This window comes from Microbacterium sp. ACRRU, assembly GCF_022346945.1.
GTDB classification, from domain to species: domain Bacteria; phylum Actinomycetota; class Actinomycetes; order Actinomycetales; family Microbacteriaceae; genus Microbacterium; species Microbacterium mcarthurae.
This window is the reverse complement of the sequence record NZ_JAKRNI010000001.1, coordinates 145389-160734: the sequence shown is the minus strand read 5'-3', so window position 1 is coordinate 160734 and position 15346 is coordinate 145389. Positions and strand designations below refer to the sequence as shown.

At 70.0% G+C, this 15346-nt stretch carries 16 protein-coding genes; 11 read left to right on the top strand and 5 right to left on the bottom strand.

Going from position 1 to position 15346, the window contains the following annotated elements; translation table 11 throughout:
• Positions 1–125: 125 nt before the first annotated feature.
• Positions 126–1586, top strand: a complete 1461-nt coding sequence (locus MHY30_RS00755; RefSeq protein ID WP_239273760.1) for a DEAD/DEAH box helicase — start codon at positions 126–128, stop codon at positions 1584–1586.
• Positions 1587–1635: 49 nt separating this feature from the next.
• Here MHY30_RS00755 and MHY30_RS00750 read toward each other — a convergent pair whose 3' ends face one another.
• Positions 1636–2496 (bottom strand): PHP domain-containing protein, encoded by an 861-nt coding sequence (locus MHY30_RS00750; protein WP_239273758.1) that lies wholly within the window; start codon positions 2494–2496, stop codon positions 1636–1638.
• A 103-nt stretch (positions 2497–2599) separates the two neighbouring features.
• Between MHY30_RS00750 and MHY30_RS00745 the strand changes: the two genes are divergently transcribed.
• The 6 genes from MHY30_RS00745 to MHY30_RS00720 all read left to right on the top strand — a co-directional run bounded on the left by MHY30_RS00745 (position 2600) and on the right by MHY30_RS00720 (position 9513).
• Positions 2600–3631 (top strand): endonuclease/exonuclease/phosphatase family protein, encoded by a 1032-nt coding sequence (locus MHY30_RS00745; protein WP_239273748.1) that lies wholly within the window; start codon positions 2600–2602, stop codon positions 3629–3631.
• A 37-nt stretch (positions 3632–3668) separates the two neighbouring features.
• On the top strand, positions 3669–5087 hold the full coding sequence (locus MHY30_RS00740; RefSeq protein WP_239273740.1) for an aminopeptidase P family protein: 1419 nt from the start codon (positions 3669–3671) through the stop codon (positions 5085–5087).
• Positions 5084–6865, top strand: coding sequence for a gamma-glutamyltransferase family protein (locus tag MHY30_RS00735; protein WP_239273731.1), 1782 nt, complete (start codon positions 5084–5086; stop codon positions 6863–6865). The genes MHY30_RS00740 and MHY30_RS00735 overlap by 4 nt, the downstream gene beginning before the upstream one ends.
• Before the next feature lie 58 nt (positions 6866–6923).
• Entirely contained in the window at positions 6924–7286 is a 363-nt protein-coding gene (locus MHY30_RS00730) for a DUF6507 family protein (protein WP_239273728.1), read from the top strand.
• Complete coding sequence (locus MHY30_RS00725; RefSeq protein ID WP_239273725.1) at positions 7283–9019, top strand: hypothetical protein; 1737 nt, start codon at positions 7283–7285, stop codon at positions 9017–9019. Before MHY30_RS00730 ends, MHY30_RS00725 begins: the two co-directional genes overlap by 4 nt.
• A gap of 86 nt (positions 9020–9105) precedes the next feature.
• A complete protein-coding gene (locus MHY30_RS00720; protein ID WP_239273714.1) occupies positions 9106–9513 on the top strand; it encodes a hypothetical protein in 408 nt (135 codons plus the stop codon).
• On the opposite strand, the gene MHY30_RS00715 is transcribed toward MHY30_RS00720, so the two are convergent.
• Both MHY30_RS00715 and MHY30_RS00710 read right to left on the bottom strand, forming a co-directional pair.
• Positions 9507–10184, bottom strand: a complete 678-nt coding sequence (locus tag MHY30_RS00715) for an alpha/beta family hydrolase (RefSeq protein WP_239273703.1) — start codon at positions 10182–10184, stop codon at positions 9507–9509. The two genes, MHY30_RS00720 and MHY30_RS00715, sit on opposite strands and share 7 nt — an antisense overlap.
• Positions 10181–10921: a general stress protein gene (locus tag MHY30_RS00710; protein WP_239273692.1), complete on the bottom strand. Its 741-nt coding sequence runs from the start codon at positions 10919–10921 to the stop codon at positions 10181–10183. Before MHY30_RS00710 ends, MHY30_RS00715 begins: the two co-directional genes overlap by 4 nt.
• A 71-nt stretch (positions 10922–10992) precedes the next feature.
• On the opposite strand from MHY30_RS00710, the gene MHY30_RS00705 reads away from it, so the two are divergent.
• From MHY30_RS00705 to MHY30_RS00695, 3 genes are read left to right on the top strand one after another with little or no spacing between them, the layout of a single operon-like run.
• Positions 10993–12312 carry a magnesium transporter MgtE N-terminal domain-containing protein gene (locus MHY30_RS00705; RefSeq protein WP_239273690.1) on the top strand — a complete coding sequence of 440 codons (1320 nt, stop codon included), beginning with the start codon at positions 10993–10995 and terminating at the stop codon, positions 12310–12312.
• Positions 12312–12845, top strand: a complete 534-nt coding sequence (locus MHY30_RS00700) for a DUF1003 domain-containing protein (protein WP_239273680.1) — start codon at positions 12312–12314, stop codon at positions 12843–12845. Before MHY30_RS00705 ends, MHY30_RS00700 begins: the two co-directional genes overlap by 1 nt.
• Positions 12842–13993: an Mrp/NBP35 family ATP-binding protein gene (locus tag MHY30_RS00695; protein ID WP_239273671.1), complete on the top strand. Its 1152-nt coding sequence runs from the start codon at positions 12842–12844 to the stop codon at positions 13991–13993. The genes MHY30_RS00700 and MHY30_RS00695 overlap by 4 nt, the downstream gene beginning before the upstream one ends.
• Before the next feature lie 3 nt (positions 13994–13996).
• Here the strand turns inward: MHY30_RS00695 and MHY30_RS00690 are convergent, their stop codons facing one another.
• Positions 13997–14371, bottom strand: coding sequence for a twin-arginine translocase TatA/TatE family subunit (locus MHY30_RS00690; RefSeq protein WP_239273661.1), 375 nt, complete (start codon positions 14369–14371; stop codon positions 13997–13999).
• 71 nt (positions 14372–14442) lie between these two features.
• Between MHY30_RS00690 and MHY30_RS00685 the strand changes: the two genes are divergently transcribed.
• Complete coding sequence (locus MHY30_RS00685) at positions 14443–15081, top strand: class I SAM-dependent methyltransferase (protein WP_239273643.1); 639 nt, start codon at positions 14443–14445, stop codon at positions 15079–15081.
• Positions 15082–15156: 75 nt separating this feature from the next.
• On the opposite strand, the gene MHY30_RS00680 is transcribed toward MHY30_RS00685, so the two are convergent.
• On the bottom strand, positions 15157–15330 hold the full coding sequence (locus tag MHY30_RS00680) for a DUF3117 domain-containing protein (RefSeq protein WP_076490128.1): 174 nt from the start codon (positions 15328–15330) through the stop codon (positions 15157–15159).
• Positions 15331–15346: the final 16 nt, after the last annotated feature.

Genomic DNA, 15346 nt, shown 5'->3' with positions numbered 1-15346 from the left:
GAAACACGTGCCGGGTAGAGTGGACTCGCCCCGGCGATGGATCGGGGCCCCGCGCCTGTGGACGAGTGGAGGGCGTGGATCCGACTCCCCAGGCGGTCTCTCACCGCCGGAACAGGCACGCTCACATGACGACTTTCGCCGAGCTCGGCGTCGATCAGGACATCGTCGACGCCCTGGCATCCAAGGGCATCGTGGATGCCTTCCCGATCCAGGAACAGACCATCCCCCTCGGCCTTCCGGGTCAGGACATCATCGGCCAGGCCAAGACCGGAACCGGCAAGACGTTCGGCTTCGGCATCCCTGTGGTTCAGCGTCTCGGCCTGAACCCGGAGCCCGGTGTGAAGGCCCTGATCGTCGTCCCCACCCGCGAGCTCGCGGTCCAGGTCTACGAGGACATGGACATGCTCACCCAGAATCGCGCGACCAGCGTCGTGGCGATCTACGGCGGCAAGGCGTACGAGGGTCAAATCGATCAGCTGAAGGCCGGCGCGCAGATCGTTGTGGGCACCCCCGGTCGCCTCATCGACCTGAGCAACCAGCGACTGCTCGACCTCTCGGGCGCGGTCGAGGTCGTCCTCGACGAGGCCGACAAGATGCTCGATCTCGGCTTCCTCGCCGACATCGAGAAGATCTTCCAGAAGGTGCCCGCGGTCCGCCACACCCAGCTGTTCTCGGCGACGATGCCGGGGCCCATCGTGGCTCTGGCCCGCCGGTTCATGTCGAACCCGATCCACATGCGTGCGAATGACCCCGATGAGGGTCTCACGCAGGCCAACATCAAGCACCTCGTGTATCGCGCGCACTCGCTCGACAAGGACGAGGTCATCGCCCGCATCCTGCAGGCCGAGGGGCGTGGCAAGACCGTGATCTTCACGCGGACGAAGCGCGCCGCGCAGAAGCTCGTCGATGAGTTGAGCGATCGCGGCTTCAACGCGGCCGCCGTGCATGGCGACATGAGCCAGGAATCGCGCGAGCGGTCGATGGCCGCGTTCAAGGCCGGCAAGCGCGACGTGCTCATCGCCACCGACGTCGCCGCGCGCGGTATCGACGTGAACGACGTCACGCACGTCATCAACCACACGATCCCCGACGACGAGAAGACCTATCTGCACCGCGCCGGGCGCACCGGGCGCGCGGGCAAGACGGGCATCGCGGTGACGTTCGTCGATTGGGACGACCTGCACAAGTGGGCGCTCATCAACCGCGCCCTCGAATTCGGTCAGCCCGAACCCATCGAGACGTACTCCTCGAGCCCGCACCTCTACACCGATCTCGACATCCCCGAGGGCACCAAGGGCCGGCTGGTCACCGCACCGAAGGCGGCCGCCGCTCCCAAGGCCGAGAAGAGCGAGAGCACGGATGCCGCGGGCGAGGGCACTCCGCGCCGCCGCCGACGCCGCCGCGGGTCGTCGAGCGGCTCGCCCTCGACGAGCGAGCAGGGTTCCGCCGCGGCTCCCCGCCCGGAGGGCTCCGGCACCCACGACGGCGGAGGAAGCGAACATCACGACGGGAACGCGGCCCCCCGTCGCCGCCGCCGTCGTCGCGGCAGCGGGTCGGGGGGCGGTTCGACCGCCCCCGTCGCCTGACCCGTCCTCGCCGACGCCGCTCTCCCCGGGGGGCGGCGTCGGCGTCGTTTCAGGGGTAGACGGGCGAAGAACCCGAGCCGGCTGCGATGAGCCGTGCGACCATCGCCTCGTCGGTGGTGTTCTCGCCCGGAAGGTTCGGTTTGCCGAGCCCGTGATAGTCGCTCGAACCGGTGACGATGAGGTCTCGTTCCGCCGCCAGTCGCGCCAGCGTCGCCGTGGCCTCCGGGAGGTTCTCTCGGTGGTGCAGCTCGAAACCGGCGAGGCCTCGCGCGAGCATCGCCTCGAGCACGGGGCGTGGCAGGAGCGCGCGGCCGGCGGGGTGGGCGATGATGGGCACTCCCCCCGCACCGATGATGAGCTCGACCGCCGTGACGGGGTCCGGCGCGTACAGGGCGACGTAGTACTCGTTGGCGGGGTGCAGGATGCCGGCGAATGCCTCCGTGCGGTCGGCGACGATGCCGCGGGCGATGAGCGCGTCGGCGATGTGCGGTCGGCCGACGGTCGCCCCGTCGGTCGTCTGGGCGAGAATGTCGTCCCAGCCGATGTCGAAGTCGCGCGAGATCCGGTCGGCCATGATCTGAGCGCGGTCCAGCCGCGACGAGCGGATGCGGTCGGTCATGGACCGCAGCCCGTCGTCGTCGGGGTCGACGAGGTAGGCGAGAAGGTGGACGCTCCGCCACTCGTGACGGGCCGACAGCTCCATGCCCGGCACGAAGGTCATCCCCAGGGATGTCGCTGCCTCAGCCGCCTCGGCCCAACCGGAGGTCGTGTCGTGGTCGGTGAGCGCCGCCGTCCGCAGCCCGTGCCGGTGCGCGGCCGCCATCACGAGAGCGGGCGGTTCCGTGCCGTCGGAGTGCGTGGAATGGAGGTGGAGGTCGCTCGGTCCCTCGAATCGTCGATCGCGCTCCACCCGACGAGCGTACCGTCCGCAGGTGCCGGCTCGCGGTCGTCGTGGAGGCCGCGGACAGGAGGCATCCGCCGATCTCTCAGCCGCCTGATCTAGGGTCGGGTGCGTGCGTCGGCTGTTCGGAATCGTGTTCGCGCTCGTGTGCGCCGCCGCGGCCCTGGCTCTGACCTGGCCGACCGCTTTCGGCCTCGAGCGCACGTTCCCCCTGGCCCAGGTGATCTCGTTCCGCGTCCCGCTGGCAGCGGTGTTCGCGGCAGCCGCGGCCCTGGCGCTGCTGTGCGCCCTCATCCGCCCCGTGCGCGCGTTCGCACTCGCCCTCGCGCTGGTCTTCGTCGTCGCCGCGGGGGTGAACGGGGCTCTGGTGTTCCAGCGCGGCATGGGCACCGATGCACTGCCCGAGAAGACCGACACGAGCGTGCGTGTCATGACGTGGAACACCGCGGGCGAGGCCACCTCGGCCGAGTCGATCGCGCAGTTCGCCGTCGGCATGAAGGCCGACATCGTCACCCTGCCCGAGACCACGATCGACACCGGCGAGCGTGTCGCCGAGCTGATGCGTGACCTCGGCCAACCGATGTGGGCGCATCACGCCGAGTACGGCGAGTACGGCATCACCGGATGGGATGCCACGTCGACGACCGTGCTGATCCGCCCCGAGTTGGGCGACTACAGCGTGATCCAGTCCTCGCTCGATGGCTCCAGCAACACCTCGACGGTGCCGAGCGCCGTGGCCATGCCGGTCTCGGGCGACGGGCCCATCATCGTCGCGGCGCACGCCGTTGCCCCGCGCCAGGAGTACATGTCGCAGTGGCGCTCCGACCTGCAGTGGCTCGCTGATCAGTGTGCGACCGACAATGTCATCCTGGCGGGCGACTTCAACGCGACCCTCGACCACATGACGGGGCTCGGTGTCGACGGCGGCACGCTCGGCCGCTGTCAGGACGCGGCCTCCGTGAGCGGCAACGGCGGCGTGGGCACGTGGCCGACGGACGTGCCGGCTCTTCTGGGGGCTCCGATCGACCACGTCATGGTGACGCCCGACTGGACCGTGACCGGTTCGGTCGTGATGCGATCGCTCGATGGCTCGGGCAGTGACCACCGTCCCATCGTGGTGCAACTGGAGCGCACGGCCGGCTGACGGTGCGTTCGCGGGTCGGCGGTGCGAGACTGGAGGAATGGACTCCCCCGCCGACCGCGACACGATCGCTCCCGAAGTGCAGCAGCCCGCCGAGACCACGACGAACCGCAAGGCCCCCTTCCCGCGCGGCTTCCTCGACACCATCTCGACGGGGTGGGCCGATCGTCCCGAGACCCTTCCCTCGCCCCGCGAGCAGTCCGCGTGGGCGGCACGCCGCCGCCTCCGTGTGTCCGAGGCCTTCCCCGGTGAGCGCCTGGTCGTGCCCGCGGGCTCCCTCAAGCAACGCAGCAACGACACGGACTACCCGTTCCGCGCCCATTCGGCCTTCGCCCACTTGACCGGTTGGGAAGCGGATGCCGAGCCCGACTCGGTTCTCGTCTTCGAGCCGCGCGAGGACGGCCACGAGGCCGTGCTCTACTTCCGGGAGCGCGCCGACCGGACCACTCCGGAGTTCTACGCGGATGCCACGATCGGCGAGTTCTGGATCGGTCCCCGCCCCGCACTCGACGGCGTGGCCGCCGACCTCGGTCTCGCGACCGCACACGTCGACGATTTCGTGGCGGCCGACGACGACCGTGTGGTCGGCGTCGACGACGATCTCACGCGGTTCGTGTCGGAGCTGCGCCTGGTGAAGGACGAGTTCGAGCTCGCGCAGCTGGCCCTGGCCGTCGAGGTCACGGCATCCGGATTCGACGACATCGTGTCCGAGCTCCCCCGCATCATCGAGCACCCCCGCGGCGAGCGCGTGGTGGAAGGGGTCTTCCACCGCCGCGCGCGCGCGGACGGCAACACCGTGGGCTACGACACCATCGCCGCCTCCGGCCCTCACGCGTGCTACCTGCACTGGACGCGCAACGACGGCGCGGTCGTCCCGGGCGATCTCATCCTGATCGACGCGGGTGTCGAGGTGGACAGTCTGTACACCGCCGACATCACGCGCACACTCCCGGTGTCAGGGCGCTTCACCGAGGTGCAGCGCCGCGTCTACGAGGCGGTGCGCGAGGCAGCGGACGCCGCCTTCGAGGCCGCCCGTCCGGGCGTGCCCTTCCGACGCGTGCACGAGGCCGCCATGGAGGTCATCGCCGCGCGTGTCGCGGAGTGGGGCCTCCTGCCCGTCTCGGCCGAGGACGCTCTGGATGCCGAGCGCGGCGGCCAGCACCGTCGCTACATGGTGCACGGCACCAGTCACCACCTCGGCATCGATGTGCACGATTGCGCGCAGGCGCGTCGCGAGATGTACTACGACGGGCTTCTGGAAGCCGGCATGGTCTTCACGATCGAGCCGGGCCTGTACTTCCAGATCGACGATCTGACGGTGCCCGAGGAATACCGCGGCATCGGTGTGCGCATCGAGGACGACATCGTGATGACCGCCGACGGACCGGTGAACCTGTCGGCCGGCATCCCTCGGACGGCCGACGAGGTCGAGGACTGGATCGCGCGGCTGTCCCGGTGACGTTCACTCCCCCCGCGGCGTTCTCCACGCGCCCCACGCTCCGGGGAACGTTCGGCATGTCGGCATCCACCCACTGGACCGCCACGGCCACGGCCCAGTCCGTGCTGGAGCGCGGCGGCAACGCCTTCGACGCCGCCGTGGCTGCTGCGTTCGTGCTCCACGTGGTGGAGCCGCACCTGAACGGTCCCGGCGGCGACCTGGTGGCGCTGATTCGCCCTGCCGGCACCGCGGAGCCCGTCGTGCTCATGGGGCAGGGCCCGGCGCCGGCCGGTGCGTCGATCGAAGCTCTGCGCGAACGGGGCCTCGACCTGGTCCCCGGTGCCGGGGGCCTCGCTGCCGCGGTGCCGGGCGCCGTCGACGCCTGGCTTCTGCTACTGCGCGACCACGGCACGTGGGATCTCGCGGATGTCCTGGCCTACGCCATCGGTTACGCCCGCGACGGCCATCCGCTCGTCGCGGGCGCGGCGGTGACGATCTCCCGTGTGGCCGATCTCTTCCGCGAGCACTGGCCGACGTCTTCGGATCTCTGGATGCCGACCGGCTCGGTGCCCGCGCCGAACACCGTCGTGCGCAACCCCGCGTACGCCACGGTCCTGGAGAGCCTGGCGGCGGCGGCCTTGCCTGTCGACGATCGATGTGCGGGCATCGACGCCGCTCGACACGTGTGGATGGCAGAGGTGCTGCCACGTGCGGCAGAGTTCCTCCGCACCCCGCACCGTCACGCGGACGGTGGGGATCACCCCGGCGTTCTCACCGTTGAAGACCTCCTCGGCTGGAGTGCCTCGTTCGAACCGGCGGTGTCGGCGACCTTCCGCGGATGGCGGGTGTTCAAGGCTGGGACCTGGACTCAGGGGCCCGCGCTTCTGCAGGCACTCCGACTACTGGAGCCGTGGGCGGACGCACGCATCGACCCCTCCACGCCCGAGGGTGCCCACACTCTTCTCGAAGTGCAGAAGCTGGTCTACGCCGACCGCGACGCATGGTTCGGTGACGCCGATGACGCGGTCGATGTCGACGCCCTGCTCGCCGAGGAGTACATCGACGAACGGCGCGCGCTGGTGGACGGGACGGCGAGCGCCGGTCTTCGGCCCGGCTCTCCGGACGGCCGGACGCCCGTCCTCCCCCCGCTCCGGACCGAGGCGGGTCCGGTGACCGCCGCGACCGGCGAGCCCACGGTCGATCGCCGCGGTCAGACACGAGGCGACACCTGTCACCTCGACGTCGTGGATCGGTGGGGCAACACGATCTCGGCGACGCCGTCGGGCGGCTGGCTGCAATCGTCGCCGAGCGTGCCCGGTCTCGGGTTCTGCCTGGGGACGCGTCTGCAGGCGACGTGGCTGCTGCCGGGACACCCGGCATCCCTCACCCCCGGCCGGCGTCCGCGCACGACGCTGACGCCGACGATGCTCACGCGTGGGTCCGAGATCATCGCGATGGGGTCGCCGGGCGGGGATCAGCAGGATCAGTGGCAGCTCCCGGTGCTGCTGCGCGTGCTCGTCGGCGGCTACGAGCCACAGCAGGCCATCGACGCACCCACCCTCCACACCACGGCGCTGGCCGATTCCTTCTGGCCTCGCACGTGGACCCCCCTCGGGGCGGTGGTGGAGGACCGGATCGGCGACGACGTGGTGCGCGACTTGGAGCGCCGGGGCCACCGTGTGCGCCGAGCGGGTGATTGGGCCCTGGGCCGCGTGAGTGCGGTCGGTCGCGACGCTGACGGGCTGCTCTGGGGGGCCGCCAACCCTCGGGGAATGCAGGGGTACGCCGTCGGCCGCTGAGCCGTTCTTGTCCACAGGGTGAAAAAGCGGTCGCGACGGGATCCCTACGATCCCGCGCATGTCGTACTCCATCGACCCCCCGCAGGTCCTCCTGGTGGCCGAGCGCATGACCCGTTCCCTCGACGACCTCCACGAGGTCGCCACCGCGTTGCGCCGCGCCGCCGATTCGGTTGCACACGCCCTCGCCCGGGCGGTTCCCGCCCATCCCGCCTTCCTCGAGGTCGCTGAGACACGAATCGACCTCGCCCACCGCATCGTCGGGCGGGGGCGCGCCGCGGTCGCGGCGCTGCAGTCCGCGGTCCTCGCCTATCTCGACGCCGACGACGAGATGGCGGCGACGACCGATGCGCGCAGCTCCGCCACCGGAGCCCCCTCCGGGAACCCGTTCGACCCGATCGTCTTCGGGAAGAGGCGAGTGTGAGCGACGCGATGGATGTGCCGGCGCCGCCCGCCGTGCCGGCGCCGCCCGCTGCGCCCGGCCGTGTGCGCGAGGCGGCGGCGGCACTGCGACAGAAGGCCGACCGCTTCGAGGTGCTGCTCCAGGAAGCGCTGTTCGCCTGGAGTTTCGCGCCCGAGACCTATCGCGCTCCCGAGGCCGATCCATCGCACGAGTCCCTGCACGTCACAGGACCTGCTGCGCAAGAGATCGCCGGCGGCCTGGGCGCCGCGTGCACCGTTCTCGAGCGGTTCGCCGACGATCTCGACCAGCTGGCTCGCGCGCGCAACGCCCTTCTCGACGCTGCCGCCGCGCCCCCCGCCGTCTGGCAGGAAGGCGAGAGCGACCGGGGCGCAGCCATGAATGACATCGCCACCCACCGATGGGTGCGGCACGTCGACGACGAGACACGCTCTCTCGTCGCTTCCTACACGGATGCCACCGATCGGTGTGCGCACGAGCTCCGGGCGATCCCTGACGTGTCCTGGTCAGCGGTTGCGGGGTGGTCCGGTCCTCGAGCGTCGGCCGCCCTCACTGCCCCGACCGACACCGCGGGTGTGCTTCTGCTCGAGAAGATCGCCTCGACCCCCGACCCCCACTTGTTGCTCTCGACGCATCCGGACTGGGCCGTCATCGTCGGCCGGATGTCGCCCGATGTCGTTGCCCGATGGTGGTCGAGCCTCGACCCGCGGGTCGCCGCCCACCTCTGTGCGGCGATGCCAGCTCTCATCGGAAATCTCGACGGCGTTGCTTTCCACGCTCGCGTGGCGTGCAACCGCCTCCGGGCGCAGCAACATCTGGACGGGCTGCGACGACAACGGGACGACCTCACGTCTGCTCCCGTTCCGCGTCGAAAGTTCACCGCGAGGGAGGGCGCCGAGCGACGTGCAGAACGCCGCAGACTGGATCGCGAGATCGCCTACTTCGAAAAGGTGGCGGACGGGTCGAAGTCGCTCTACGCCTGGGATCCGCAGCACGGTTCCTTGATCGAGGTGACCGGCGATCCTTCCTCGGCCCGGGCAGCGCTCTTCGTCGTCCCGGGAACGAACGCGGACGCAGAGGCCTTCATGAAGGACGAGCCCGTGACGGATTTCGCTCGGTGGCAGGTCGGCGCGTCGGGCGGATCGGTCGTCGCGTTCACGGTTCTCACCGGCCCGATGCCGCAACTGGACGACGTCATCGACTCGGGCCCCCAATGGAACCACTTCGCCGAGGAACGCGGCGCCGAGTACGCCCGCTTCCTCCGCGGCGTGAACGCCACCCAACCGGAGCTGTGGACCATGAGCTACGAGCATTCCTACGGCGGCGGTGTCGGCAGTGAAGCAGAGAAGCATGACGGCACCGTCGACGCGCGGTTCCTCGCGGCCAGTGTCGGCGCGATCGGCCCCTACCAGCCGCACCCCGACACCCTCTACTTCGCGACGCAGGCACCCGACGACATCAACCGCTACTACGCGGGAGTCGGTGTCGGCCCCGTGGGCTTCACCGTCAGACCGGAATCGATCCCCGGGGTGCAGATCGTCGATTCCGGGTTACCGGGCCCGGACGTCGCGGCCGTTGCCGGGTACGTCATGACACAGAATCCGTTCTACCTCCCCGGCATCGTGGCAGACAGCGTCACGCATCACACGGCTCTGATGAGCGGGGACGAGAGGGTGAACGGGACCGTGCTGGACGCGGTGCGCTCGATAATCGATGAACACGGGAGGAAGAAGTGAGACGGGCGGTTCTCGCGGCAATATCTACTACAGCGTTGGTAATGACATCGGGTTGCGCTGCCGAGCCGATGCCCTCCTACTCACAAGTGCGCGAGGAGACCCTCGATGTCCTCCGGCAGGTTGCCGCCTTCATCCCCGAGCCCAAGCAAATCTCGGAGACGCCGGAATTCGTACCCTATCCGTGTGACGAGGAGCTGGCGTTCGGCACCCGGCCGGGGGCGTTCTTCACCGGGCAGTGGGCGATTTCCGTGAGCGACGACTTCGACGTCCGCGCGTTCGTCGGCCGTGTGCCCGAGCTCCTCGGCGATGGGTGGGAGGAAGACCCGTTGGGAATTCCCGTCAGCTTCGCTCAAGTGCATATGGTGCGGAAGTCGCCGCGCATGACCATCACGGTGGAAGAGTCAGTCTCGCCGGGCACAAAAGCGGTCGAACTTCTCGCCATCTCGCGCTGCGGCGCCGAAGAGCCGGAGACGGATGAGCCCGCGCGTCAGTGACCCCGCACCGCCCGCGTGAACGCCCCCACCGGCTCCGCGAGACGCGCCCCGATCTCCTGTGCCGACTGTCGCTTGCCCTTGACTTCGAACGAGTGATTCGCCGCTGCGATCCACTCCACTCGAGCGTCCCGGCAGGTCGCGACCACCTCGTCGAACTGCGCCCGTGGATCGATGAAGGGGTCGTTCTCCCCCTCGATGAACAACTGGGGTACGACGATCGAAGGGAGGTGCTCCGCGCGCGGTTTGTCAGGTCGACCCGGCGGGTGCAGCGGGTAGCCGAGGTACACCAGGCCTGCGGGCGTGAGCGAGCCGGCGGCGGTGGCGAGCGACGCCATGCGTCCCCCGTAAGACTTCCCTGCCGCGACGAACGATTCGACACCCTCGGCAGCAAGCCACGCCTGCACGCCCGCCCAGGTGGCCACGGCATGTGCGGCGGGTCCCGGCATCCGTCGTCCGGACTCCACGTACGGGAAGACGAATCGCAACACCGAGAAGCCGTCGTCCACCAGCGCGGCTGCGAGCCCCTCGAGGAACGGGTGGGTCATGCCCGCGCCGGCTCCGTGGGCGAGCGCGACCGTCGCGTCCGCGGCATCTACGCCGGACCACAGCCCGGACACCTCGGCGTCACCCTTCGTCAGCGCCACGGGGATGCGGACCTCCCGCACGGTCACCGGTCGTCGCGCGACGTGCCGGACTCGGGGTCGGAACCGGAAGACGGCGGCGAATCCGCGGTCGGCGTCGGGGCCTCCTCCGGTGCGGCGGGGGGCGCGATGCGCTCACCATAACGAGGTGGCTCGTCATCTGTAGGGCGCGTCGGCACGGGCGGGCGCGGAGGGACAGCCGGTGACGCGCCACCAGGATTCTGGATCCGCTCGCCATACTGCGGTGGCGCGTCGTTCCCCGGAGCCGTCGGACGCGCGACGACCGTCCGGACCGCCGCAGCGGGCCCGAGGATGCCGCGCGCCTTGGCCAGGCTCGGTGCGGCAACGCACACGTCGTAGTGGTCGGCGGTCACCTGCATGACCGACGCGAAGTCGCGGCGGCGACGGACGATCGAGTAGGTCCCGAGGCTCAGCAGCATGCCGAGAGCCATGCCCACCAGAAGGACACCGATGAATGCAGAGATCTGCACCGTCGGAGTACCGAGGACGAAGATGAACGCGAACAGGAGACCCAGCATCAGGCCGTTCAAGGCACCGGAACGCGCCGCCGTGGCGTAGCCCAGTCGTCCGGTGATCCGCTCGATGGAACGCAGGCCGCTTCCCACGATGGCGATGTCGCGGGCGGGCACTTCGCCCGCGATGAGCGACGACACGGCCTTCTGCGCCTTCTCGTACGTCGGGAACGAAGCGACCTTCTCGCCGACCTCGTCCCGACCCGCACCGCCGGGCCCCGCGAACATGCTCATTTCACCATCTTGTCACGCGGCCCCGGCGGCACGGTCGGCTCGCGTGAGGGTTCGCGGACTACGCTGGGACGGTGAGCACGCAAAGGGTTTTCGTCGCCCGCTTGGCGGGCTGCACGGTGTTCGATCCCGCGGGCGACCGCCTGGGGAAGGTGCGCGACGTCGTGGTGATCTACCGCGCGTCCGCCGCGCCGCGCGTCGTGGGCCTGGTCGTCGAGATCCCCGGCAGACGACATGTGTTCGTCTCGATCGGACGCGTCACCTCCATTCAGCCCGGCCAGGTCATCACCACGGGCCTCATCAACGTGCGGCGCTTCCAGCAGCGCGGAGGCGAAGTGCGCGTGATGGCTGAGATGCTCGGACGCCGCGTCCACCTTGTCGACGGCTCGGGCGAGGCTGTCATCGAAGACGTCGCCATCGAACGCAACCGCCTCGGCGAGTGGGACGTCGGGCAGCTGTTCCTCCGCCGTCCGCGCACCAGCGCCTCCCCCTTCGCCAAGGGCGCGACCACGTTCGCGACCTGGCGGGAGGTCCGGGAGCAGCAGACCCCCGGTCAGGCGCAGTCCGCCGAACAGCTCGTCGCGACCTACTCCGACCTGAAGCCCGCCGACCTGGCCAACACCCTCCTCGATCTGCCCGAAGAGCGCCTCATCGAAGTCGCCGAAGAGCTCAGCGACGACCGTCTCGCCGATGCCCTCGAAGAGATGCCCGAAGACGAGCAGGTGCACATCCTCGAACAGCTCGGCGACGAGCGCGCCGCCGACATCCTGGATGCCATGGAGCCGGACGACGCCGCCGACCTCCTCGGCCAGCTCCCCGAGACGCGCCTGGAACAGCTGCTCGAACTGATGGAGCCGGAGGAGGCGGACGACGTCCGCGCCCTCCTGCAGTACGGTCCCGACACCGCCGGTGGTCTCATGACCCCGGAGCCGATCGTGCTGTCGGCGGATGCCACGGTGGCGGAGGCTCTCGCGCTGATCCGCCGTCATGAGCTGCACCCCGCGCTGGCGGCATCCGTGTTCATCACACTTCCGCCGTACGAGACGCCGACCGGGCGCCTCCTGGGGACCGTGCACTTCCAGCGCATGCTGCGCTACCCGCCGCACGAGCGGCTGGGAGCGATCATCGACGACACCCTGGAGCCGGTGCCCGCGGACGCCACCGCCGCCGAGGTCGCGCGTCTGCTCGCAAGCTACAACCTCGTGTCGCTGCCGGTCGTCGATCAGGCTCACCGTCTCGTCGGCTGCGTCAGCGTCGACGACGTCCTCGACTATCTGCTGCCCGATGACTGGCGCACGCACGACAGCGATGATCCGAAACCCAAGACGACGATCAGACCGCTCGCCACCGCGAGCATTCCCCAGATCCCGACCCAGACCCCGAGGAGGCGCTGATGGCACGTGCACAACGACAGACCGGCCTCGACGCTCCCCGCGGCCGCTCGGGGATGCTGGCGCCCCGCACCCCGCAGCCATCGCGCGATCGCTTCGGCAGGTTCACGGAGTGGGTCGCCCGCGCCATGGGCACGCCCATCTTCCTGCTCTCGCTGACGCTGTTCTGCGTGCTGTGGATGGGGTGGAACTCCCTCATGCCCGAGGAGTTGCGGTTCGACTCCGCGGCCATCGGGTTCACCGCCCTCACCCTCGTCCTCTCCCTACAGGCTTCGTACGCGGCGCCCCTCATCCTGCTCGCCCAGAACCGGCAGGACGACCGGGACCGCGTGCAGATCGAACAGGACCGCCAGCGCGCGGAGCGCAATCTTGCCGACACCGAGTACCTGGCGCGTGAGATCGTCGCGCTGCGGATGGCGGTGCGCGACCTGACCGACGACGTGATCACCAAAGAGAGCCTGCGCGCCGAGCTGAAGGCGGCTCTCGAGCGCCTCGACGAGCACGACGCGTCCGAGCCGAGAACGGCCACCCCGTGACGGATGCGGTCGTCGACCGCGTGCGCTCCGCCGTCGCCGCCGTCACCGACCCGGAGCTGCGCCGCCCCCTCGGCGAACTCGACATGGTGCGCGAGATCGCCGTGCGTGAGGGAGTCGCCGAAGTGGGCATCGCCTTGACGATCGTCGGCTGCCCCGCCGCGGACCGGATCGAACGCGATGTGCGCGCCGCCGCGGCATCGGTCGACGGCGTCTCCCGGGTGGAGGTCGCCGTGGGGGTCATGTCCCCCGACGAACGCCGCGCCCTGACCGAGCGGCTCCGCGGTGGTCGGGCGGCCCGCGAAATGCCGTTCGGTCCCGATTCGCTCACGCGCGTCATCGCCGTGACGAGCGGCAAGGGCGGCGTCGGCAAGTCCACGATCACCGCCAACCTGGCCGTCGCGCTGGCCGCTCGCGGTCTGCGCGTCGGACTCGTGGATGCCGACGTGCACGGCTTCTCGATTCCGGGCCTGTTGGGGCTGGTCGACGACGACGGTCTTCCCCCGGCCCCGACGCGGCTCGACGATCTGATCCTGCCGCCCGTCGCCTACGGCGTGAAGGTCATCTCGATCGGCATGTTCCTGCGACGCCCGGGAGAGGATGCCGCGGGCGCGGTTGCGTGGCGCGGCCCGATGCTCCATCGCACCGTTCAGCAATTCCTCACGGACGTCTACTTCGGCGATCTCGATGTGCTGCTGTTGGACATGCCGCCGGGTACGGGCGATGTCGCGATCTCGGTGGGTCAGTTGCTTCCCCACGCCGACGTGCTCGTCGTCACAACGCCTCAGGCTGCCGCCGCCGACGTCGCGGTTCGCTCCGGTCTGGTCGCACGGCAGACGGGTCAGAACCCGGTCGGGGTCATCGAGAACATGGCGGCCATGGTGCTCCCCGACGGCACGACGCTCGACCTGTTCGGTTCCGGCGGGGGCGAGGCCGTCGCCCGCGCGCTGTCGAGCGATGGCACCGACGTGCCGCTCTTGGCATCCGTCCCTTTGAGCACGGCGCTGCGGACAGGCGGGGACGACGGGCGCCCCGTCGTGCTGGCCAACCCCGACGACGCGGCCTCCGTGGCGATCAACGCCGCAGCGGGAGCTCTCGCGACTCGCCCTCGCGGCTTGTCCGGGCGGGCGCTGCCGATCCGGCTGCGCTGAGCGTCAGGTGGCTTCGTCGTCGAACGGCGGGGCCTCGCCGGCGACGAAGACCGGCTTGTCGGATGACGGGGTCTTGGTTGCGAGAGCGGCCGCCCCTGCCGCCCGCATCGTAGCCGTCGGAGTGTCGTCGAGGAGAGCCTCGCGGATGATGCGCCGAGGGTCGTACTGACGAGGATCGAGCTTGCGCCAATCGACCTCGTCGAACTCGGGGCCCATCTCGTCGCGCATGCGGGTCTTCGCCCCCTGCATGGTCTCTTTGGCCCGCTTCGTCAGGCGGGCGAGGCTCTCGGCGTACCGGGGCAGACGCTCGGGGCCGATGATGAGCGCAGCGATCACACCGATCAGCAAGAGCTTCTCGATGGTGAGGCCGAAGAACATGACTTCAGATTACCCGCCGCGCCTCGGCCGTCCGGCCGACCCACACGTCTAGCCTGAACGGGGAGGTCCTGGTGAGCGGTTACGAAGCGAACGAGCGATTCGTTCAAGAGTCGACGGTCGAACCGGAGCACATCGCGCGCGCACGCGCGCATGCGCTCGAACTCGGCGCGGCTCCCATCAGCCCTGCGGTGGGCGCCCAGATCGCGGTTCTGGCCGCGGCCTCTCGAGCGCTGAACGTGGTCGAGGTGGGAACGGGCGGCGGCGTCTCCGGCTTGTGGCTGCTGCACGGCTCACCCCGGGCCACGCTGACCACCATCGATAGCGAGCCCGAGCACCTCGGAGCGGCCCGCGCCGCGTTCGCCGAGGCGCGTATTCCCGCGGCTCGAGCGCGATTCATCACCGGGCGGGCGGCCGACGTGCTGCCCCGGATGAATGAGGCCTCCTACGACATCGTCCTGATCGACGCCGACGCCGAAGGCGTCATCGAGTACGTCGAGCACGGGCTGCGCCTCGTGCGCGCGGGCGGCACGGTCCTGGTCCCCCGGGTACTCGCGGGCGGCGCCGTGGCGGATCCGGTCCGCCGTGACACCGTCACGACCGCCTACCGCTCGCTGATCCAGGAGGTCCAGACCTCCCCCGCCGTGTTCGGCGCGCTCTCCACCACGGGCGAGGGCCTCCTGCAGTTGACGACGGTCACTCCGATCACCTGAGCCTGCCGCAGTCTTCACCCCTCGATGGAACGACGAAGGCCGGCCCACCAGGGACCGGCCTTCGTGCAGGATGCGTCAGGCTGCGCCGACGACACCGCCGAGAACGTCGTAGAGTTCCTTCGCCTCAGCGTCGTTCACCGACACCACCAGGCGCCCGCCGCCCTCGAGCGGAACACGCACGATGATCAGCCGGCCCTCCTTCACGGCCTCCATCGGTCCGTCACCGGTACGCGGCTTCATGGCTGCCATCGCGGCCCCCTTTTCG